The sequence below is a fragment of the Symbiobacterium terraclitae genome (assembly GCF_017874315.1).
GTDB lineage: Bacteria > Bacillota > Sulfobacillia > Symbiobacteriales > Symbiobacteriaceae > Symbiobacterium > Symbiobacterium terraclitae.
In genome coordinates this window covers 1-21674 of the sequence record NZ_JAGGLG010000022.1, presented here as the reverse complement: position 1 = coordinate 21674, position 21674 = coordinate 1, and the positions used below count along the sequence as shown (strand labels likewise).

The window sequence follows — 21674 nt, the reverse complement described above, 5'->3', positions numbered from 1 at the left end:
TCGCTGGCAGCTCAAAAGCGGACCGCGCCGTACGGGTTCTCCCGCCTCCCGTCCTGGTACATGGCCTCCCAGAGGTCCCGGAGGTCCTGGATCAGCCCCTCCCTCTGCGGAACCTGGTAAACCCCGCCATCCACGTAGCGGTAGAGCGGCACGGCCCCCTCGTAGAGGGGGAAGGTGTCCTCCGCCCGGATGAAGCCGTCCAGCTCCCGGAGCCGGGCGTAGAGCGGATCCCGCTCCGTGCGGCCGCGGGTGCGCCCCCAGAACGACGGGGTGAGGATGAGCATCACCCCGTGTATGAACCGGTTGGCCCCGTCCACCAGCGGCCGCCGGACCATCCAGAGGGTGAACGGACCCTGCCGGATCAGCTTGCTGCGGTCCGTGGCCAGGGCCTGCAGCGCGTCCAGGATCTCCGGGGGCAGCCCCTCCCCCGCCTCCACGGCAAGAGGCTCGAACTGGTAGGCGGTTCCCCGGCAGAGGATCTCCTCTACCGGCACCTCCTCGGGCGGCGGCGGTTCCTGCGGCAGCCCGAGGGCCGTCCGGCAGTAGTTCCGGAAGGTGCGCCTGGCGCTCTCCGGGTGGCGGATCCGGCGGCAGAGGGCGACCGTCGCCTCCCCGCCGTCCGCTGTAATGGCGAAGACCCGCAGCTCCCGCTGCTCGCAAAAGGCGGCAGCCTCGTAGCGGCCCCGGGCGGAGGCCATGTCGAACCGGTAGGTGTAGAAGAGCGGGTGACCCGGCCTCACGTAGACGGCCAGGTCCACCGCGAACACGTCCGGCTCGTGCTGGGGGAGGCAGCCGAAATCCCACGCCACGTCCCGGATCTGCTCCGGGGAGTCGGTGAGGAAGTAGAGCTCCAGCTCACCCCGGTTGTTGAGCGCCTTGAAGGCGACCCCGCCCCGTGCGATGGCCCGCTCGAGCTCGGCCGCCAGCGGGAACCGGCTCAGGGGGGCGGGCCACTGGTCGGGCGCCGGTTCGGGCAGGCCGTTCACGTCCACCGCCACGGCCCGGAACTCGAGGAAGGTCTCCCAGCGGACCCAGCGGGACAGGTAGCGGCCGCTCTCGTCCAGGCGGAGGGACACCAGCCGCCGAGCCTCGGCGAGGACGGCCTGCTTCGCCGCACCCAGGTGGGCCATGCCCTGGCAGCGGCCACCGATGAACCACTGCACGAGGGCCCGGATCTCGTCCTGCGTGAGCACCGGCCCGCCGGCCGCGCGGCTGCGGGCGCTGAGGCCCTGCAGGACCCCGGCCCAGACGAAGTCCACCTCGCCGAGCCTGGCAGACCGGAGGCGGGTCACCTGCTCCTCCACGGCGGGGTCGGGGCTTGCCATCGCCCAGGCGATCAGCCGGGCAGCCTGCAGGGCGTACGGGGGCAGAATCATGCGGATCACTCCTCTCATGCTGCTCTCCGGGTCGGCGGTCTCGGCGCCGGCGGCGCGCCCCAGATAGAGTTCGGCCCCGGCCCTGGCCGCGACCGCCGATCCTTAGGGTGAAATACACCAGCCAACAGAAAGCGTGTCAGCGACCCGGGACGCGGGGCGACATCCATGCTCCTTGTGCCCCGGACCGCCTCCATTCCTAATAGCACACCAGCGAGCAGGAAGTGTGACAGCGACCGGGGCGGTCGGCACCGGATGAGCCGCCTGCCGGAACAGGAGACGGGGCAGTGGACCGGGTGAAAGACCCCCGCCGCGGCGAGCCGCCGGGCGGGGGTGATTTCACTCACGCCGTGTTACAAGGGCTCCGTGCCCTCCGCTTGGGTGGAGTACACCGTCTTCATCAAGCGCGTGGCCGGAACGCTGGGGCAGCACGTGCTGGTGCTCCGGCTGCACGACCGCTGGCCCGGGAAGTCCCTGGACTTCGGCCTCCACTACGCAGGGGTCGCCGCTTTCAACGTGGGCTGGTACGCGCAGGCGGCCCGTTATTGGCGGCAGGTGCCAGATCCTGACTGGGCTTCGGTAACCGACCTCTACGCGTTCATGGCCGAGCTTGTGGAGCGGGGCATCGTACCGCCCTTCCCGCTGGAGTACCAGATCGTGCCGCCCTGGCCAAGCAGAGCGGCCTCAGTCTGTGATCGCCCCGCCCTCCGGCCCGGTTCCGCCGCCCGGCTGCAGGCGGAGCACCTCCACCCGGCGGACCGCCCGGTTGTTCTCTGGACGGGTGTCGCCCGGGTAGTCGATCTCGGCGATGATCTCCCACACCCCGGGGCTCAGCCCCGCGATGATCCCCGGCTTGAAGGTGCAGCAGGGCACCTGGTCGATGGTCACCTGCTGCCACCCTCCAGCAGGCGCCGGACCGCCCGCCGCCGGCCGGGCCCAGAGCCGGAGCGGGACCCGGATCTCAGTACGGCCCAGGTTGTTCTGGTAGCCCAGGTAGATGCCCACCTGGAATGGCTGGTCAGCTTCGGTCTCCTCCGGGACGGCAAGCTGAACCACCGCCGGGTCGTCGACATGCGGTTCAGGCTCTTCCTCTTTGCTGCTGTAAGGCACGATCAGCACGTTGTTGGCCAGGCTGCCCTCCGGCCCGGGCTGTCCCTCCCGCTCCACCACCTCGGCCACCGCCCCCGCGCAGCTCTTCTCCCCCGGAAGCCCCTGCGCCGTCGCGAGGGAACGGGCCTGCGCCAGTGCGCTGTTCTCCGTGTGGGCGGCGCTGAGGGCGTAGACCGAGGGCAGGTCGATCACGCCGACGATCTGCCCCCCGGCTGGATCGCCCTTGGCCAGGCTCACCGTCAGCGGGACCGGGTAGGGCTGCTGCGGCGCGAGGTCGCCTGGCAGCGGCACCTCCCCCAGGGAGCGGACCAGCCCTCCGCCGGCGTCGGTGAGGAACCACTGCACGCTGACCGGGCCCGGGCACAGCGCCCCGAGGGTCCGGGTGGTCATCTCCAGCTGCAGGCGCGGCTGAATGGTCACCGGCTCACCCTGCGCAAGCACGAGGGGTTCCGGCTTGTCGATCCAGCGCAGGTCGTAGGCCTCGCCGGCCCGGTACGCGACCAGCCGGCCGGAAGGCTGCCCGTCCCGCTCGAAGTTGACGCCGACCAGGAGGAGCCCCTGGGCGAAGGCGGGGTCGACGCCGACGCCGGAGACCTGGGAGAAGTTGTAGGGGCCGGTGTTCGGCACCTCGCCCTCCTTCAGGAGGAACAGCCGGCCCGCGGGCGCCCGCCCGCCCGGCTGGATCAGGGCGCCGCGGGCGTCTCCGCCCGTGGGTTTTCCGGTGTCCAAAGCGTAAGTGTAGAAATATCCATTCACGTCGCCGAAGAGGAGCGCCCCGCGGCCCACGAGCGCCAGCGGCGCCGTGTTCATGGAGGCCTTCCGCCCGCCGAGCCGGTCCGGGGGACCGAACTTGTGGAACCACTTCAGGCTCCCGCCGGGGCCCAGCGCCACCACGGCGCCGTCGCTGCCGGTGGGACCGTCCCGAAGCCCTGCGCCCGTGTCGGTGTAGTTGCGCAGGGTGACGTAGAGGTGGGTCTCCGGGCCTGCGGGGGTCTGGCGGACCTCGACCGCCGGCTCGGTGTTGGTGAACGCGGCCTTGGCGCCGATGAGGGCGGGGAGGTCGATGGAGTACGCAGACCAGCCTTCGGGTTCCCGGCCTTGGGCCAGTCCGGCTCCCCACAGATGGCCGCGGGTATCTAGCCAGTAGGCGTTAATGCCGTCAGACGTGAAGTTGCCCGCGAATCCGCCCGGGCCGTCTACCGTCCAGACCTGATATGGGCGGTAGTCGTTGTTGCGATCGAGGGCAAGGCGGATGGCCCGTCCGCCCTCGAAGCCGTCGGTGCCGATCACGAAGCTCGGATTCTCCCCATGGGGCGGAGCAATCACTGCGGACGGAGTGATAAACCCGCCGAAGCCGCTCTCATCTTGCTTCGTGTTAGGGGCCTCGTAGACATGCCAGCGTGGTAGCACATCCCGCTGCTCTAGTCCCTGTACCACCCAGACCTTGCCGTGACGGCGGGGGCAGAGCGGCCGACCTTCTGGCAGGTTTTCCTCCCCGGGGTAGTTGGGCCGGTCCGCTACCACCACGATGTCCCGCCCCTGATCGTGAATCACCAGGGGAGAGCCCACAATCGGACAGCCTGTCTCCAACCGAATTGGCCGAATCCACTCCTCCTGAATATGGTGCGCCCACAGCCACCCGTAGCCCGTGCCAAAGTAAAGGATGCCCGTCTCACGACTATAAGTGGGACTGGACTGCGGGGCTATTACCGGGCCGCCGGGCGCCCGGTTAACTTCAACACTCAGTCCATTTACAGTATCGCGGATGGGCTCGGCCTCTCCGACTGGTTGGCGAAACTCATCCAAATACAACCTCCAAAGGTAGGCACCAGCCAGGTGGTAGACTACCCGGTCGACCATCACTGGCTGCGCCGCGCTCTCCCCCAGCGCCTTCGTCTCCCAGTACTCCGTTAGTTCGATCAGACCTACGGGCTGGACGACTGATGATCTCCGTTGTTGCGAGCCTCCCTTGGTAATCCAGTCGCCTGCCGCCACCACCGGATGCGTTATCAGAGTCAGCAGAACCGCCGCGCCCACAACCCACCTTCGCCACCTCATGGGCTTCTTACCCCCTCCTAGTACCGCACAGCCCGGTTCTCCAGGTACCAGCTGGGGTACTCATACAGGGGGAAGAACGGTGTAAAGATGTGGACCTGATAGGTACCGGACAACCGGCCGTCGTCGAGGCGGAAGATCGGCTCGGAGCCCACCCAGTAGACCTTCGCACCCATCTGCTCGGCAATGAACCGGACCGGCACCATCGTCCGGTCGTTCCGAATTACAGGCGGGGCGTCCAGGGGCACCTCCTGGCCGTCCACCACCGCCACCGGCTGGTCAATGGTCAGCACGATCGTTCGCTCCGGGGTGCTCACCGTGCGCTCCTCCAGCAGGAACCGGTACCCGTTGGGGAAGTCCGTTTCCGGATCAAACAGATCGGGGTAGTCGTACCCTGCTGCCGGGATCACCTTCATCACGTTGCGGGTGACGGCCGGAAAGTGGATGGTCACCCGCCTGCCGGCCTCGTCCCACGAAACCGCGGCACCCATCATCTCGCTAATGAAGCGAATTGGTACTCGTACCCGGTTCACCGTGGTGTCCAGATAGGCGGGCGTGTCAAAGCGCTTCCCCGCGTCGCCCTGGTTGAGGTAGACGTAGATGTAGTCGGGGCTCCCGTTGCTCTCGCTGCCGTCGTCCCGCCCCAACCCAGGGTGGGACTTGTCCATCCAGTATTGGTACTCGATTACCCTCCCCTCAGCCAACTTCTCCGCTTCACTCAGCTCCCGGGCCTGGGTAATAAACTGCATGGGCTCATACCGACACGGTTTTAGGTGCAAGCGTCCTACGACGTACGTGCGGCCGAAGACTCGGCTAATGAGCAGTGTGTCGGGTACCGGATAGGCGTAGACGTGCATCGTCGTCCCACAGCCCATCCAGTCCTCCTCCCAGTACCACGGGTAATCCTGCGTCCAGGCGGGCAGCGGGTCCCAGACCCACCAATCGTACCGGTCGTACTTGTCTGGGTGCTCCCGGAGCACCCGCTCCACCTCGGCCTTCATCCGCTCCGACATCCCCTGCGGAGCGGGCGGCGGCGACCAGCCCTCCGGCCAGCCCGGGCCGGGTTCGTAGTTCTCGGCCGGGTACTCCGCGATTTCCAACTCCGTCTCTGCCGCCGCCCCCACAATCACCGGCGTCTGCAGCAGCAGTACCACCAGCATCAGCCAGACCAGCCGCGAGGCTGGCCGTGAGCGTCCCCAGTTCATCCAGTCCCCTCTCCCCCACGAATGCTTCTCACATAACCATTACGAAACCCCCTGAGCGCAGGTTCGCTCAGGGGGTCAGAGGCGTCATTGCTACTCGCCGGCGCCGGTGATCTCGGCCGGGAACGGGATCGGCTGGTCCCACGGCTCGAAGTACAGGGTACCCGTCATGGTCATGCCGAGCACACCCAAGTCATTCGTGGCCGCTTCCAGGAAGAAGTCGGCGTGGTGCAGGGTGTTGTCGGCGTGGAACCAGTAGTTGACCTCGAAGCGGCCTTCGGTGAGCATCATATCCTGCCCGCCCAAGAAGTCGTTCAACGCGGCCACGTCCACACTCAGGGTCACAACCTGCATCTCGGTTCCCTCATAGGCCTGCTGCGACAGCGTGACGCTGGCACCCATCAGATCCTCGGGGTTCAGGTTCGCGAGGCTCGTCGGGTTGCTGAGGGGATCGGCGACACCGATCTCCTCCAGTGACATGGCGGCCCATGTCCGCGTCTCGTCCTGTATCCAGAACTGACCCTGGTGGACGGCGGAACCCATGGTCTGCTCCTCACCTTCCACCCGGACCGTGTTGTAGAAGAGCGACTCCTCAGGCCCCGCCTCGTACGCCTCAGTGCTCATCTCCATGACCATGGGGCCCAGCACGGTTGCGACGGTAATATCGAGGTCGCCCGTGATCCGCCGGCTCCCGCCCTCCTTCACCTGCTGCAGCAGGGCGAGGGCTGCCGGATCGACGACCGGCTCGTTCGACGTGATCACGACCGTCCGGTTCGCCTCGTCCCAGGCGACTTCGAGACCAACCGTCTCGGCGACGAAGCGGACCGGAACCAGCATGCGGTCAGACCGAATCGTGGGGGCCACGTCCAGCTTGACCGGTTCGCCATTCACCAGCGCATCCGACTTGTCGACGATCAGCATGATCGTCGTTTTGCCCTTGGTCAGGGTGGCGGTCTGGCTGGGGCCGTCCCACGACACCTCAAAGCCCAGCGCCTCGGTCACCGCCCGCAGGGGAACCAGGGTCCTGCCCTCCTCGATCACGGGAGCCACATCGGTCTGGACCTCCGCACCGTCCACCACCAGGCGGATGGGAGTCTCCGCCATGGCGAGGGCGGGAACCAGCAGCACCGACAGCACGACCAACCAAGCCAGGAGACGACGCACTCGATCCACTGCTCCCTTCGGAAAAGATGGCAAATGAGTGGGTTATTCGCACCCCCATCAGAAAACTCCTTCGCTCCGAGACAGCCATCGTCCGCAAGATACGGCCGCCGCGGGAGCCGCGCAGCTCCCGGGGCCGACTGCAGACACGTTCTAGCTTCCGGAGCGGCGCGCCTCGCCCCGCAGCAACTCCAGCAACCGCGCCCCGACCCGTCGCCGCCCGGAGCGCTCCGCCGCCTGCTCGGCCGCGGGCTCGGCCGCGGTAGGCTGCTCGGCCAGGACCTCCTCCCGCCTCCGCTGCAGAGCCGCTGCGGCCGGTGCAGATGCCGGCTGCTCCTCGTCCACGGGGGCGGGAACACAGGAGAACGGGTAGAGCTCGCCCCCCGGAAGAGGCTTGAAATCGCGATCCGAAAGGCGGTCGAGTACAACCGACTGGCCCGGGCGGGGCAGTTCCACCTCGTACACCTCGATGTCGCAAGCCGCGGCGCGCACCTGCGGCAGCGCACCGCTCGGGTGGTGCAAGGCGAGGCGGAACCGAGTCATCTCACCCACTGCCAGGTCCCGCGGCCTCCCGTCTGCGATGCAGACGATCGTGTCGATGCACCCCGTGTCGCGGGACGGGTGGTTGCGGATCTGGTTGCGGCAGAACCGGATGATCTGCCCCTTCTCCAGCAGGGGCACGCCCTCGGGGCCGTACGGGTCGACAGTCCGGACGGGCAGGGGCAGCCCGGTGCCCGCCGAGACCGCCCGGACCGACGGCTGCCCCGACACGGGGTCAACGGTAACGAAGACCTGCACTTTGTCACCGGGGTCAATCCCCTCCACCACCGCCTGGAGCTGCAGCTGCTCCCGCTCGTTGATGACGCTGAAGAGCAGGACGGTGGCCCTCTCATGCTCCGCACGCAGGTAGAGACCCCGCCGACGCCCCTGCTGCCGTTCTGCGGTCGCCTCAGACAGCGGTGTGCCGATGGGCAGTACGGTACGGCTCCGCCACTCGTCTGGGACGAAGATGCGGTACTCGGTGTCGGTAAGCCGGCCGATGAACCCCCGGTACTGCACCGCCCGCGCGAAGCCGGCGGTCGTGGTGCGGGTGCCCGCGTAGCGATCGTCGATGGGCACGCCAGGGAACATCTCCTCCAGGAGGGTGCGGAAGAAGGGCAACCGGGCGGAACCCCCGGCCAGCAGGATCTCCTCCACACCGGCCTGACCGCGTCCCCGCACGAGCGCCGCGTTCACCTCTGCCTGCGCCACGAGCTGCTCCACCTTGGCGCGCACCGCCTCCAGTTCGCCCCGGAGCACTTCGGCCATTGTCTCCTCGGTCACCTCCTGCCGGAGGCTGACGTCGCCGAATACGTGCGCGTACTGCACGGGACGGCTCCGGGCGCGCGTACTGCCCGAGAACAGCGCCTCCTTCACCCGCTCCGCCTCATCCAGGTATCCGGGGACGGCGATGGCCATCGGGTCCTGCACCCCGAGGTAGCGCAGGGCCTCTTTTCCCTTGCTGCCCGCCATGTCGATCACCCGCGCGAGCAGCAACCGGTCGTAGTAGCGGCCGGCCCGGTCGTGGCCCACCTGCGCCAGCACCTGGTAGTGGAAGTCGCCGCCGGCCGGGTCGCCCGAGATGTCGAGGATGGTCATGTCCAGCGTGCCGCCGCCGTGGTCGAAGACCAGCACCCGCTTCGGCGTGCGGAACTCGATGCCGTAGGCCAGACCCACGGCCACGGGCTCCGGGAAGAGCGTCACCCGCCCCCGGTCCCGTACCAGGCCCGCGTCCACCGCCGCCTCGATGACCTTCGCCTTCGCCAGGTCAGGGAAGCCCACTGGGATCCCGATCACCAGGTGGTCCAGCACCAGCCGGGGCTGCGCCTCCCGCACCTTCAGGTGGACGGCGTGCAGCATCTCCCGGGTGGCCTGGCGCACGTCGGCCAGCGTCATCCCGGGCGGGCAAAGCGACGACGTCAGGGACTCGGTGCGGAGCACGTACCGGGTGCCGCCACCCACGCGGATCGTCCCCTTCTCCTTGGGATCGTCCCGGAGCTCGCCCGCGACCACCTCGGCCTGCCAGCGGGTCTGTCCCCGCTCGGGCAGCATCAGGAGGGGCTTGAAGGCAGTGAGCAGGCGCTTCGCCATCTCGGGATGCCGGTTCACGTAGTCCCTGGCCGCATCGCCGGCCAGCCACCGGCCGTCGGGGAGCTTCAGCGCTGCAGACCGCATGATGTACGGGTCTCTCGTGCCCCCCAGGGGGATCGGCAAGGGCTCCCGACCTCCTGTCACCAGCGAGGCCGACGTGTTTGTGGTACCCAGGTCAACACCGAGGACGCTGCTCATGCTCTCCCTCCTCGCACGGGGTCACGAGGGCAGGGTGGATCACGGTGCCGTCGGCTGCCATCAGGCCGGGAGCAGCCACGGCGTAGCGTGTGCCCGCGCCCTCGCGCATCGGCTGGTGGCGGCTGCGGTCCAGATGTACCGCGCGGCCCAGTTGCGGCTCGACCGGACGGAGTCCCTGCTCGCCGAGCCACCCCAGCAGCGGAGCCAGCAGGGCATCCGCCTCTGCATGCCGCGCCGCGGCGAGGCAGATCTTCTCCAGGGGCAGCGCGATGCGCTTGCCCAGTTCGACCGCGAAGTGCAGGGTCCGATCGTGCAGCCGGCGCTCCACCGTCTGGTGGATCAGCACGGCCTGCTGGTAGTCGTCAAGGGGGTCGCCCGTTGCGACTGGCGGCAGGGGCAGGGGCGAGGGCGCCGCATCCACCGTCGCGTAGATGCCGTCCTCCAGGTCCTGCAGGTAGAGCGCAAGCTGCTCTTTGTCTTCCGGACCGGCGCCGGGCAGGTCGACGATACGCCCGGCCAACTCCTCGAGCACAGGCCCGGCGACCGCCTCCAGACGGCTCCGTGCCGCAGCCTCCTCCTCCTCCCACCGCCGGCGCATCTCGGTAATCGTACGGGTCATGCGCTCGCAGGCGTCTGCGATCATCTGCCGGTAGAGCGCGCCGTCCGCGCTCTGCTCGATGAAGGCCCGGCCCATCCCCGGAGACCGGCTGTCCAGGGCCAATACAGCGTCGAGCAGCAGCCAGGTCCGCCTCCGGGCGGCCTCAAGCCCGGCGGCCAGCAGCGCAAGGGGGTGCGGCACCTGCAGCGTGATCAGCCGCACCAGGTGTTCGAGCCGCTGCGACGGGAGCCCCAGCCCCACCGGCAGGAGGTGGGGAAGGACGGCGGCGCCCAGCTCAGGGACGGCCTCCAGCTGCCGACAGAGCAGCCCGATCTGTGCGTCCGTGCCGAAGAGCAACTGCGCAGCCAGCGCCCGCCCTAGAACGACGGCAAGGTCCGGCCGGGCCTCCTGCGAAACCCGCGTGAAATGCTGCAGCACCCAGAGGAGCCGCTGGGTATCGAGCGCCTGCTCCTGCCTGAGGCCGTCGGCCACCGCGAGGCAGATGGCGCTGACGTCCAGCCCGCGGGCCCCCTCCCCCACCAGCTCGCTCAGCAGTTGGTACAGCGAAGCGTCCACCCGCTCCGTGGTCAGCATCTGGCGCCCGGGTGCACTGCTCACCAGGGCCCGCAGCAAGTTCGGCTGCCACGGTCTGTTCTCAGGCAGCTGCAGCGCGGCGTAGATTCGCCGGGGCACGCCGAAGGCCTCCAGGGTCCGAGTCCGGAGCTGGCGCCCCAGGAGAATAAGGCCTTCGGCGCGCGCCTCCGGCTCTGCCCGCCCGATCGCATCCAGGAGCGGCTCGGCGAGAAACTCCACCAGGTCGGGGCGGTCGTGCTTCAGGTGCTCGATGGTCTGGCCCAGATTGCGCCGGGCACCCGACGTCAGTCCGTACCGCAGCACCGCCTGTGCACGTGCGGACGTGGCGGCGGCGAGGAAGGCCTTTCGGTCCCGCCGCCCCGCCCGATGGAAGGCCTGGAGCACCGCCCGCTCCTGTTCGGGGTAGAGTGCCCAGTCCTGGCTGCCCAGGAGGAGAAGGGCCCGCACGTTCCCCCGCTCGACCTCCGGGGCGTCGGGGTCGCCCTTGGCGCCCGGGGTAGACCGTGTCCCAGTCGCCCAGAGTGCGGCACGGACCTCGTGCTGCAGATCCGGGTGGCTCCTGCACAGCCGGCCCAGCGCCGCAAAGACCCGCTCCAGGGCGGTCAGCTCCAGCAGGGCCGAGACCAGGGGGCCCACCTGCCCGGGGGCGACGTGCACCGGCTCCTCCCTGAGCAGGCCGCCGACGGCCCCGAGAGTCGGATGGCGCGCCTCGATGGCGGCCACGGCCCGGGCCGCCGCCTCCCGCAGCGCCGGCTCCCTGGCCTCGCAGCCCTCCAGGGCGATCTGGTACCCCGCTGCCCCGCCGCTCGCGGCCACGACGCCGAGGATCGCCACCTGCCCCTCCAGGGCCGTGGACCGGTAGAGCCTGGCAAGCGGCGCCACCGCCGGCTCGAAGGCGGCCTCCTGCAGTGCCGCGCAGACCGGCAGCAGCAGGTCGAGGCCCGCGTGGGCCACGAGTCGGGCGATCAGGTCGGCCTCGCCCGTAGCAGCCAGCTCGCCGGCCAGCCGCCGGGCCTCTTCCTGGGCCGCGGCGAGGACGGACTGGTAGTCTGTCGCGGCGTCCGCCTCGTCCCGTCCGGTCGCCTTGGCCCACTCCCGGGCGCTGTCGTAGCGGAAGAACCGGCGCAGGCGCTCCAGGCGGTGGACCCGGGCGGCCGCGGGGTTAGGTGCGGGTTCTGCCGCGGCATCAGGCGCGGGTTCTGCAGGAGCGTTGGGTGTGGGTGCTGCCGGAGGATCAGGTGCGGACTCAGTCAGAACGCCAGGTGTGGGTACGGCCGATGCGTCAGGTGTGGGTTCGGCCGGGGCGTCAGGTGCGGACTCTGCCGCAGCGTCAGGTGCAGGTTCGGTCGGGGCCTCAGGTACGGGTTCTGCCGGAGCCTCGGGCTGGCGGGCCTGGCGATCAGTCGCCTTCTCCGTGTCTGCCACGGGTGTCACCCCTTACTGCGTGAATACGACGGCTGCGCTGTAGATCTCGAAGCTGGGCACGACCTCCCGCCGGGCGTCCAGCTCGGCCAGGACCCGCTGCTCCTCCTGCTGCAGCTCCTGCAGTTCACGGCGGAGGTCGCGGTCGCGATGGCGGTAGATGTACAGGATCCGCTGCTCCTCAGGCCCGCGCATGGAGATGCTCTCGATCTTGGCCTGGTTCTCAACGATGTCCTGCTCCAGCTTGATGCGCCGGTACCGGAAGAGGCGGGCCTGCTTCTCCCGCTCCTGGCGGTAGAGCGCCTCATACTCGGCCCGGATCTCGGTCCTGAACCGCTCTGCGTATTCGGCCGCCCAACCCTGGATGTCGTCCCAGGCCGCCTCCACCCGCACCCGCAGTTCGTCGTCGATCTGCGGCCCGAGCTGCGCCTCGCTAAGCCGGTGGGCCACCTCCACGGAGAAGGCCTCGTCAAACTCCGCACTGTCCAGGTCCACACAGATGGGCACCAGCCGGTGGAAGGTGCGAACCCCCTCCGCCCGTAGCAGCACCATGCACTGCAGGAGCCTGCGCCCCGGCTGCGAGGTGCCGCGGCAGATCCGGCTGGTCGCGCGGCCGGGGAAATCCTCCCGCAGGCAGTCACCGAGCGCCGCATCGAACACCGCGTTGCCGAATGCGAAGAACTCGAGATCCTCACGGCGAATGGCCAGGCGGGGGTCACAGGTACCGATGAAGAATTCACGGCTGTACAGATCCGGGTGGCGCTGCCGCCAGATGCCCGGCGGTTCGACCTCCATCGAGCCGTCCTTCTGCCGCTTCACAGGGGTGTAGCGGGAGAAGTACAGTTCCATAAAGCGCTCAATATCCACGTGCGAATAGGTCGGTTTGCGGTTTTCGATTTCGTTTAGGGTCTCACGCCGGAAGCTGGCCCGGTCCATCATGAAGTCGGCCATCCGCGCCTCCGCTTCCCGTGCGCGTCGGATTCTGTCCTCCAGTGACACGCCGATGCGCTCGATCTGCCGGTCGAAGTCCGGGGCCTGCTCCATGATGATGCGGGTCAGGTCGCGCTCCACGTCGCCGAGGATCGGGTCGAGCCCGCCGATGGTCTCCTCGAAGATGCGTACCCGGTCCCGCAGGATCTCGAGAATTCGCGATTCGACCGTTCCATGCAGCGCGAAGTTGTAGATGTACACATCCCGGGTCTGGCCGATGCGGTCGACGCGGCCGATGCGCTGCTCGATGCGCATCGGGTTCCAGGGCAGGTCGTAGTTGACGAGGATGTTGCAGAACTGGAAGTTGCGGCCCTCGCCGGCGGCCTCGGTGGCGATCATGATCTGCGCCTGGGTCCGGAACTCCTCCGTGGCCTGGTCCTTCTCCTGGGCGCTCATGTTGCCGTGGAATACGGTTACCCGGTAGCGCTGCTGCAGGCGCTCCCGCAGGTAGACCAGCGTCTCCCGGAACTGGGTGAAGATCATCACCTTGTGCTCGGGGTTGGCCAGCACTTGCGCCAGCATCGCCTCCAGCCGCTGCAGCTTGGTATCGACTTTCAGCGCCTGGACCATGTGCCGCAACTCCACCAGGGCGCTGATCTCGTCGGCCACCGTCTCGGGATCGCGGTGCCCGGCGAGAGCCTCGAAGCGGTCGCTGGCCTCCAGGTCGGATTCGACGTCGTCGTCGATGCCGTCTTCCAGCAGGTCGGGGACGGCCGCGCCCGCTTCCGCCTCCTCCCCCTGCAGCCTGGCGATACGGCGGTCAAGGGCCCGCACGAGGGCGTAGGGCGAGCTGGTGAGGATGCGCTGGAAGATGACCATGAGGAAACCCAGGGTCCGGTCGCCCTGCTCCTGGGCTCGATTGTAGCCCTGGGCCAGGTAGGCGCGCATTGAATCGTAGACGCGGCGCTCGTCGGGGGTCATCTCGACCTCGAGGGTGACGGGGCGGCGGGTGGTGAAGCCGCCGATCACCTTCTTGCGGTTGCGCACCATCAGGTCGGCCAGCTTGTTCTCGCCGGCCAGCCGCTCGATGATGTGGTCCCGTCCCCGCTCGGTGGCCAGGTGGCCGAGCACGTCCCCGGGGGTGAGGTCCGGCAAGTGGCGGGCGACGGTGTGAGCGATGTCGATCTGCTCGGCCGGCGAGACGAGGTGCGCCTCCTGGACCCGGCCGATGAGGCGGTTGGTCTCGGCCCGGGCGGCGCGGTGCTGTCGGAACGCCTCGTAGGTGGGAAAGACCGAGGGGTCGAGGATGCAGAGCAGGGAGTAGAACTCGAAGTCCTGCAGCTGCAACGGCGTGGCGGTGAGGAGGAGCATGGCCCTTGTGCGGTCGCGCAGCTTCTCGGCGAGGTGGTACGCCTTCGTGGACCGCGTCTCGTTGCCGCCCTCCTGCACCCGGCGGACGTGGTGGGCCTCGTCGAAGATCACGAGGTCCCAGCCTGCTGCGGCGATCTGGTCGGCACGCCGGTCGTCGCGGGCAAAGGGGATGGAGCAAATCACCTGGTCGACGGTCTCCCAGATGTTGCGGTCAGGCTGGTCGGCCTGGTAGATCCGCTCCCGGTTGCTGTCCATGATGGTGAACTTGTCGTTGAACTTCACCCTCAGCTCTCGCTCCCACTGGGTGACCAGGCTGGCGGGGGCGACGATGAGGGTGCGCTTCACCAGGCCGCGCGCCTTCAGCTCTTTCAGGATGAGGCCGGCCTCGATCGTCTTGCCAAGGCCAACGTCGTCGGCCAGGAGCATGCGGGGATAGAGGGCGGACTGGACGGCCTTGTGGGCGACGAAGATCTGGTGGGGCTGGGGCTCCAGGCGGGAGCAGGAGAGCGAGGCGTACGGGTCGTGGTAGTGGGCGATGCGGAGGCGCATGGCCATGTTGGCCAGGTCGAACTCCACCGGCCCGTCCAGGTCGTTGTTGAGGAGGCGGTCGAGCAGGGGGTCGATGTCGGGCAGGAGTTCGAGGTCGTGCTCTGGCAGGCGGTGGCGCTCCCGGGCGCTGAAGAAGACCTCGTACCAACCGGGCGAGACCTCCCGGAGGATCATGCCCTCCTGGCGCCGTGAGCGGGAGTAGACCCGGGCGTTGGCGGGGAACCTGTGCGGCATGCGCATACCCCCTGAACTTAGTCATTTAGGAGGTGATAATAGCCAGTGTATTCATTATTCCGGTTCGTTATGTCAGGCAGCTAGCCCTGCTTGCCAGCGATTACGATAAACCACCCCAGTGACAAGGGCGTGTCACTGGGGTGGGGTACACTTGAAATGCGCGGAGCCCAGGGATCGGCTGCCGCCCTGGGTGAGACCACAGGAAACGCCCCCACAGAGGGCCCGAAACTGGAGCCGGCCAGACAGCTACTCGTCTGGCTCCCCGTGAACAAAGACGTAGGTCGTGTCACCGCTGCCATCCTTCTTGGGCCGCCGCTCCGTACCCCAGTTGCCCTCGCCAAAGGTCTCATTGAGGAAACGCCGCACGTTCTGGTAGGCGAGGTTGTTCCGGTCAAGCCACTTGTCAGGTAAGTTGTGCTCGATCGCCCGCACGACCCGCATCCAGGGCACGCCACCGTGTGTGAGGTCGTGCATCAGCCACCGGTCGCCCCGGGCCGCCGCAAAGGCACGGCGCAGGGCTTCGTTAAGCACATCTGGACCCTGCTCTCCATCCGGCCCCCCGAGGTCCGTGGCGCCGGAGCCCGGAACCTCGCTGCCTGCTTCCCCAGCCTCCTCCCACTCCGATCCGTCTGCTGAGACACCCTGCGCAGCGTCCGCCCGCACCGTCTGCCTGCCCGCCGCAGGTTCGGCCCGCCTGGCCAGGATGGCCCCGAACTGCTCCCGCAGTTCCTGGGCATACGTCGGAACCGCCCCCCGGCTTCCGTCCGCGTCCAGCACCTGGTAGCGCTCCTCGAAGCTGAAGACCCGGATCGGCACCGGGTACGGCTTGCCGCCGCTGCTGCTCCAGAAGATGCAGTGGCCGGGGATGGGCTCGTTCAGCAGCGACGAGAGCAGGTCGTCGCTGAAGTGGCTGTTGGCCCGCTTCAGCGCTGCCAGGTCGGCAGCTGAGATCAGGTGGAAGACGAACCAGTTGTCGCCCTGGCTGAGGATCTCGGTGGCGATGGAGCCCGGTTGCTGCGTGATCATCACCGCGCCCAGGTCGTACTTGCGCCCCTCCTTCACCCAGGCGATGTAGGGCTCGGCGCCGGAACCGCCGCCTGGGCCCAGCACCGACTGCGCCTCCTCGATCACGGCGATGGTGGGGATCGTGTCCGGCTCCGCCCGGGTGAACTGCTCCTGGTTGTGCTGGAAGATGTGGTTGAGGATCAGCCCCGAGAGCACCAGGGCCGACGACCCCCGCAGCTGCGAGACGTCGACGACGCAGATGCAGCCCTGCTTCAGCGCGGCCAGGAGCATGTCCAGCATCTGGCTGGACCGGTCGTGCAGCATCTTGACGATGGTGGTCATGTTGGCCCGGGCCGCCAGCGCCTCGGCGTCCTGTCCCTCTTCCAGGCGGAGCAGCCGCTTCACCAGGTTGAGGTCGGTGGAGTTGCCCTCCTCGGCGATCGCATCCACCAGCTGCGCCCAGGCCTCGTCATTCAGCCCCTTGAGCTTGCGCACGTTCTGCTGGTCCTGCTTCTCGGGCGAGAGGGCGATGGAGATCACGTCCGCCGGCCGGAGCCGCCGGATGTCCAGCTTGATGCCCCCGGCGACGAAGGACCGGTAGAAGGGACTCGGCGCCTCCCGGTTGGTGAAGACCACGATCCGGTCCTTCAGGTAGGGCACGTCGCAGAGGCCGGGACGGTTCTTGTCGTCCGGCCAGAAGTACTCGCCGTCGGGGTCGAAGATGATCGTCCCCACCGGCACCTGGCGGCCGCCCCGCTTCGATACCGTGGGCGTCTCCTCGTAGAGGCCGGCGAAGAGCAGCTTGTTCAGGTTGGACTTACCGAAGCCCGCCCGGGCGAAGACGAAGGAGCGGCGGGAGACCAGCTGCCGGATGGGGAAGCGCGGCACCACGACCGGCTCCTTCACCTGCATCCAGTCCTCCTGCGTGAGGCGCGGGTCCCCCTTGGCGTAGATGAACTCGCCCAGGGCCAGGAAGCCCAGCTCGGCGCCTTCCAGGTTGTGGCCCGCCACCTCCCGGAGCAGGTCCGGCGAGAGGAAGGCGACCCGGCTGCCCACGTGGGGCAGGCGGCGCTGGGACGGGGCGAAGACGATCTTGCCTCCGGCCTCCCGGAGCACCCCCAGCACCCGGATGTTCACGCGGTACTTCAGGTACTGGTCCCGCAGGTCCTCGGGGATCTCCCGGTCCTCGGCGATGACGCGCAGGCCGTAGTCCTCCCCCTGGCCCTGGGCCAGACGCCCGTCGGCCGTGGTGGACGTGATGCGCCCCAGCACACCTTCGTTCTGGTGCTCCAGCTGCACGACGAGGAACTGGCCGTGCATGGGGATGGACTGAAACTCGCTCCGGTACGGGAGCACCAGGTCGGCGTGGAACTCCATGCCGCCCTGGCTGAAGCCGCGGAAGATGCCCACCACCTGCTCGCGCGGAAACAGCGTCATCCGTACCTCTCCCCCGTGACGTCGGCCCTGAGCCGATAGGCGTCCAGCAGGGCCTGCTTCCCGCTGGGGAGCAGACCCCGGATAGCGTCCAGGACCTGGTCCTGCAGTATCACCCAGTCGAAGTCGGCCAGTTGTGCGTGCTCGTGGGCCCGCTGGAGGCAGCGGGGGTAGAAGGGAATGGGGAAGCCGTCCCGGGCGTCGGAGAGCAGGTTGCCGAGGATCTCATCAGCCCGGTCCCGCTGAGCGGAGAAGATGTCCACCGCCCAGACCGGGTCGCCGAAGTTGGGGCCGAATCGGACGAAGAACATGTCCCCGGCCACCATCTTGGGCGCCTCTCCCTCCTCGGTCTCGGCGCCCCGGGCCCACTCCTGCCAAGTGTAGGCCTTCCGCTCCATCTCCCGGGGCACGGCCACGTAGCGGGCATCCCCGCTGGGGAAGGTCTCCTCGATGGCCATGGCGAGGCTGTACCGGGTGAGCACCTGGCTGTGCTTGGCGATGCCCACCAGGTAGACGCGGCGGCGGTCCTCCCGCCAGACCCGCTCGATGGCCTCCTCCATCCGTTCCCGCATGCGGATGAAGCCCTCGCCGCGGAAGATCTTGGAGCGGAGCAGGCCGTCCCGGACGATCAGGGTGTCGGTGGCAAACGTCTGGTAGCAGATGCGCTCGTAGAGCACCGCCCACTCGCAGAGGTCGCGGTAGACCTGCACCCAGGAGGGGCTCACCCGCTCCGGCGTCTCCCGCACCTTCTTGCCGTCGGGGATCATGTGGCTCAGGGCGGAGAGGCTCCGCACCCCCAGGTCGGCCATCAGCCGGCCCAGGGCGGAGCGGGGCTCGCCGGACGGGGTGAAGTGGTTCACCAGCAGGGAGTCGGGGTCGGTGGTGGGCGAGACCACGTCCACCAGCAGCTCCTTACCGTAGGAGTCCACCACCCGCACCACCTGCACGTAGAAGGGGTCGAAGACCAGCTTGTTGTTGCCGCCGTCACTGGCCACCAGCGAGATGGCCGTGGAGGCGCGCGACCGCACCACCCGCACGCTGCCGGCCAGCTGCCTGACCTCGCGGCGCAGGTCGTCCAGCAGGACGCGGTCGGCCTCGGCGCGGCGGATGATCTGCTCCTTGATGCCCGTCAGCGCGTCCGGGTGCAGCATGGATTCACTCTCCCAGTTCCGCCACGAGGTCGATCTCCTCTCGGGCGGGGCGGGTCTTCTCGAACTGTGCGGCCTGGCGCCGGTGACGGGGCGGGATGCCTGCGCCCGTTACTTCGACTATGCGCCAGGGCGCACCGGACATCACCAGGGTTTCCTCCAGCACCTGCCGGGGATCGCAGGGCAGGGTGGGCAGGCAGCCGAAGCGGACCACCAGGCGGGCCCCCGGCCGACATCGGGCGGCGACGTTCCGCCAGACGGCCGCCAGGTCCCGCTGGTACGCGCCCCGCAGGTGGCTCACCTGGCCCTCATGGATGTAGCGGACCGTGGGCTCGCCGCCCAGGAACCAGAGCCGCAGCCACTGGTCGGGCTGGTAGGAGCGCATGCCGAGGTAGGGTGGAGAGGTCACCACCCACCGGTACCCCCCATCCACGGCTGGGATGGCGTCGGGCTCACGGCTGTCTGCCTGGATGATGCGTCCCGGCACCGTCGGGGGCAGCGCGGCGAAGCTGTACCGGGCCCGGCGGACGATGACGTCCAGCACGTCCACTTCGGGAGGCGTCATCCCCCTGCGGGTCCAGAAGCGAACGGCGGGGTCGGGCTTGGTCGCGTATGTACGGGGCATCTGGTTGGAGAGGTAGGACGGCAGCCGCTTGGTGCGGGGGCCGTGGAGGATGCCCAGGACGAGCCCCCGCAGGGCAGTTCGGGCGGGGGAGTCGCAGTCGTGCAAAAGTGCTTCCCGCAACCGGCAGAGGTCCGCCAGGGTGCGGGGGTGGAAGGCTAGTTCCCAGAAGGGTCCCTCCGGCATATCCACCGGCTCGGGCCCGGCGAGAATGCGCTCCGCCTCGGCGACCAGTTCGTCAGGTGTAACGTCGACCAACTTCGCCTGGGCGATGGCCACGGCCACCGGGCCGGAGTCGATGCCGACGGTGGGGAGGCCATGGAGCCGCGCAGCGAAGTTGGTTGTGCCCCTGCCGCAGAAGGGGTCGAGCACCCACTCGCCCGGCCGGGCGTCGGCGAGGTGCCGGGCGGGGAAGTCTAGGGGAAACATGGTGAAGTAGGGGCACAGGGCGTTTAGGCGCATGTGCGGGGCGGTGGTCATGGCGGCTGCCTCCGGTGTGGTGTCTGCTGCCGAAGGGACAGGTTCTTGATAGTGTGATAATTCGGCGAATGGAAGAGGAATACCTGCAACAGAAAAGCCCCGCCGAGGGGCGGGGGAAGCACGACTTGGGTCTCCTCAGTTGTCTCGACGCACTTCCATCCGTGGCAAGGCCGCGTTGATGACGGAAAGTACCCACAGCTGTTCGCCCAGGTCGAGTACGACCTTTCCCAGGGGGCAGTTTTGCGTGGACAGGGACCTGATGGTTGCTGACTCCACCAGGATCTGAGCCAGTTTTGGATGGACAGCAGCGAGTTCGCTAGCGGCGACCAGCAGGCCCAACCGCTCCTTCTCGGCCTTGGCTTGCTCGACGCTCAGCGCGAACTCTTCCCAACCAAGATCGAAACCTGAAATCAGCAGCCTGTCCCCTTCACTCTTGGCAACCCACGTTTCTCCAAGGTCATTCTCGTAATACCAGACGTGGTGGCTGGTCTGATCACCCACCGCCCATGCAGGTGGGTTCTTCGTCTTGCTGGCAACTGGGAGGCGAACAGTCATCTCACGCTTCAACTGGATCCCCCTTTGCTCTTACGACGACTGTCAGAGTCAACGAATTGGAACTACACGCCCTTTCATTAGTCCAGGTACTACTCGACCCCCAAAGACTGACACAGAGGCGGCGAGGCCATAAGTGTCTTCCGATGGTTCGGGGATAGAAACCGCAAGGCATGATTTCGCTGGTGCATCTTGTTCATCGTCTCGAAAGACCCTACCAAGGACACTACCAAGCCTTGTGTGGAGACTTCAAGAGTTGCCGAACTACTCTTGGCTCAACCCGAATCCCCACGAGTTCCCAATAATACTGACACAGCCGCTCCACCAACTCTTCGAAGGCGTCCTTTCGTTGCGTTGCCGTGAGCACACCTCTCGCCGAAAGGATGGTCTTGCCCGAAGTACTATCCTTGTACTGCGTGATGCCCCTGGGCTTAATGACAATCCCCTTGCGGCCGCTCAACATCTGGACAACCCTCTGAAGGTCTACTTCGTGGGGCCGCGACATGATCAACTGCCTCGAGCCGTGCAGTGTTCGCTCCGGAGGAAAGCCTTGCTCCGCCAACCCTCTGTAGAAGGCGAGGAATCGACCGGCGCACTCGTCCACGCTCATGTTCCCGGTTCTCGACTGCAAGAGCACACCGAGGATTACCAACTTGTACGAACTCTGCAAGCGCGTTGAGTTGATGTACTGGAAGATCGGGTGCATCCGGCGCCGCTAAATCGACGCCTGTATCATCTGCTGCAGGGATTCCTCCGCTTCGGCTAGTTTGGGATCCACGCTGCCGCTCCTATTAGCTTCGTAGACGGAGTGAACTGCCTTTGTGTTTGATCAAGAGATTGGGGGTCTTCGCCAAGTTTGGTGCAGGCAACGGTGACACAGCGTCGTGGGATCAAGCGACGATAATGCCTGCGGCGCTGACATGTACGTGCCTAAGAAGCTCGGCCAGGTCTCGTGAGGGTTGGATCAGATCCCATGCAAACCAGCGTCGGTTAGGATCTGCCTTGTACAGCGTCCAGTTGCCCTGCTCTGGGTCGAATCGGAACTGCACCATGGGAATCCGTAGCCATCGTCCGATTGACGGTACCCAGGAGGGGCGGCTTTCGTAGAGCGTGATTGAACTGCCGCGAGTGCGAAACTCCAGTCGGTAGCGAGGTCGCATACCAGGAGGTACGGCAGTCTGACAGAACCAGTAGATCAGTTGCTCCGCGTGGAGCCTGACTCCATCGGGTAGGGGCACTTCGATCCCTCCGCACTGCACGACGATCGCGCTAGACTCCAAGGCTGCCGATAACCCTGGCCCGCAGAAGCGGCAGGCTTGCCCGGCCGTACCCGAGTCGCTTCATGAACTTGATCCTGGTGATTATCCCCTCTACGGGCCCCGTACTCCACGGTAGCTCGATGGCGGCCAAGACCGCAGCCTTGTCGGCCGTCAGGGTCCTGGCAAGTCGCTTGAACGGGGGTAAACCACTGGCCATTGCATCATCTAGCCAACGGTTCAACTCGCC

At 67.5% G+C, this 21674-nt stretch carries 13 protein-coding genes; all 13 read right to left on the bottom strand.

What is annotated here, in order from left to right:
• Window positions 1-11: 11 nt before the first annotated feature.
• Entirely contained in the window at window positions 12-1376 is a 1365-nt protein-coding gene (locus J2Z79_RS12360; protein WP_209467205.1) for a hypothetical protein, read from the bottom strand.
• 681 nt (window positions 1377-2057) lie between these two features.
• Entirely contained in the window at window positions 2058-3773 is a 1716-nt protein-coding gene (locus J2Z79_RS12355; protein ID WP_209467204.1) for a hypothetical protein, read from the bottom strand.
• A gap of 785 nt (window positions 3774-4558) precedes the next feature.
• Window positions 4559-5743, bottom strand: coding sequence for a copper amine oxidase N-terminal domain-containing protein (locus J2Z79_RS12350; RefSeq protein WP_209467203.1), 1185 nt, complete (start codon window positions 5741-5743; stop codon window positions 4559-4561).
• A 90-nt stretch (window positions 5744-5833) separates the two neighbouring features.
• Window positions 5834-6904: a copper amine oxidase N-terminal domain-containing protein gene (locus tag J2Z79_RS12345; RefSeq protein ID WP_342589481.1), complete on the bottom strand. Its 1071-nt coding sequence runs from the start codon at window positions 6902-6904 to the stop codon at window positions 5834-5836.
• A 150-nt stretch (window positions 6905-7054) separates the two neighbouring features.
• Window positions 7055-9229 carry an Hsp70 family protein gene (locus tag J2Z79_RS12340; protein WP_209467202.1) on the bottom strand — a complete coding sequence of 725 codons (2175 nt, stop codon included), beginning with the start codon at window positions 9227-9229 and terminating at the stop codon, window positions 7055-7057.
• On the bottom strand, window positions 9207-11846 hold the full coding sequence (locus J2Z79_RS12335) for a hypothetical protein (protein WP_209467201.1): 2640 nt from the start codon (window positions 11844-11846) through the stop codon (window positions 9207-9209). The genes J2Z79_RS12340 and J2Z79_RS12335 overlap by 23 nt, the downstream gene beginning before the upstream one ends.
• A gap of 12 nt (window positions 11847-11858) precedes the next feature.
• Window positions 11859-14927 carry an SNF2-related protein gene (locus J2Z79_RS12330; protein WP_209467200.1) on the bottom strand — a complete coding sequence of 1023 codons (3069 nt, stop codon included), beginning with the start codon at window positions 14925-14927 and terminating at the stop codon, window positions 11859-11861.
• Window positions 14928-15173: 246 nt separating this feature from the next.
• Window positions 15174-17369, bottom strand: a complete 2196-nt coding sequence (locus J2Z79_RS12325; RefSeq protein WP_209467199.1) for an ATP-binding protein — start codon at window positions 17367-17369, stop codon at window positions 15174-15176.
• Window positions 17366-18517, bottom strand: a complete 1152-nt coding sequence (locus J2Z79_RS12320; protein ID WP_209467198.1) for a hypothetical protein — start codon at window positions 18515-18517, stop codon at window positions 17366-17368. Before J2Z79_RS12320 ends, J2Z79_RS12325 begins: the two co-directional genes overlap by 4 nt.
• 4 nt (window positions 18518-18521) lie before the next feature.
• Window positions 18522-19616, bottom strand: coding sequence for a DNA methyltransferase (locus tag J2Z79_RS12315; protein WP_245302700.1), 1095 nt, complete (start codon window positions 19614-19616; stop codon window positions 18522-18524).
• Window positions 19617-19751: 135 nt separating this feature from the next.
• Window positions 19752-20183: a hypothetical protein gene (locus J2Z79_RS12310; RefSeq protein ID WP_209467197.1), complete on the bottom strand. Its 432-nt coding sequence runs from the start codon at window positions 20181-20183 to the stop codon at window positions 19752-19754.
• Window positions 20184-21058: 875 nt separating this feature from the next.
• A complete protein-coding gene (locus J2Z79_RS19350) occupies window positions 21059-21406 on the bottom strand; it encodes a DUF3024 domain-containing protein (protein ID WP_483439825.1) in 348 nt (115 codons plus the stop codon).
• A gap of 31 nt (window positions 21407-21437) precedes the next feature.
• Window positions 21438-21674, bottom strand: a 237-nt coding sequence (locus tag J2Z79_RS12300; RefSeq protein WP_209467195.1) for a transposase, incomplete at its 5' end; no start/stop codon positions are given.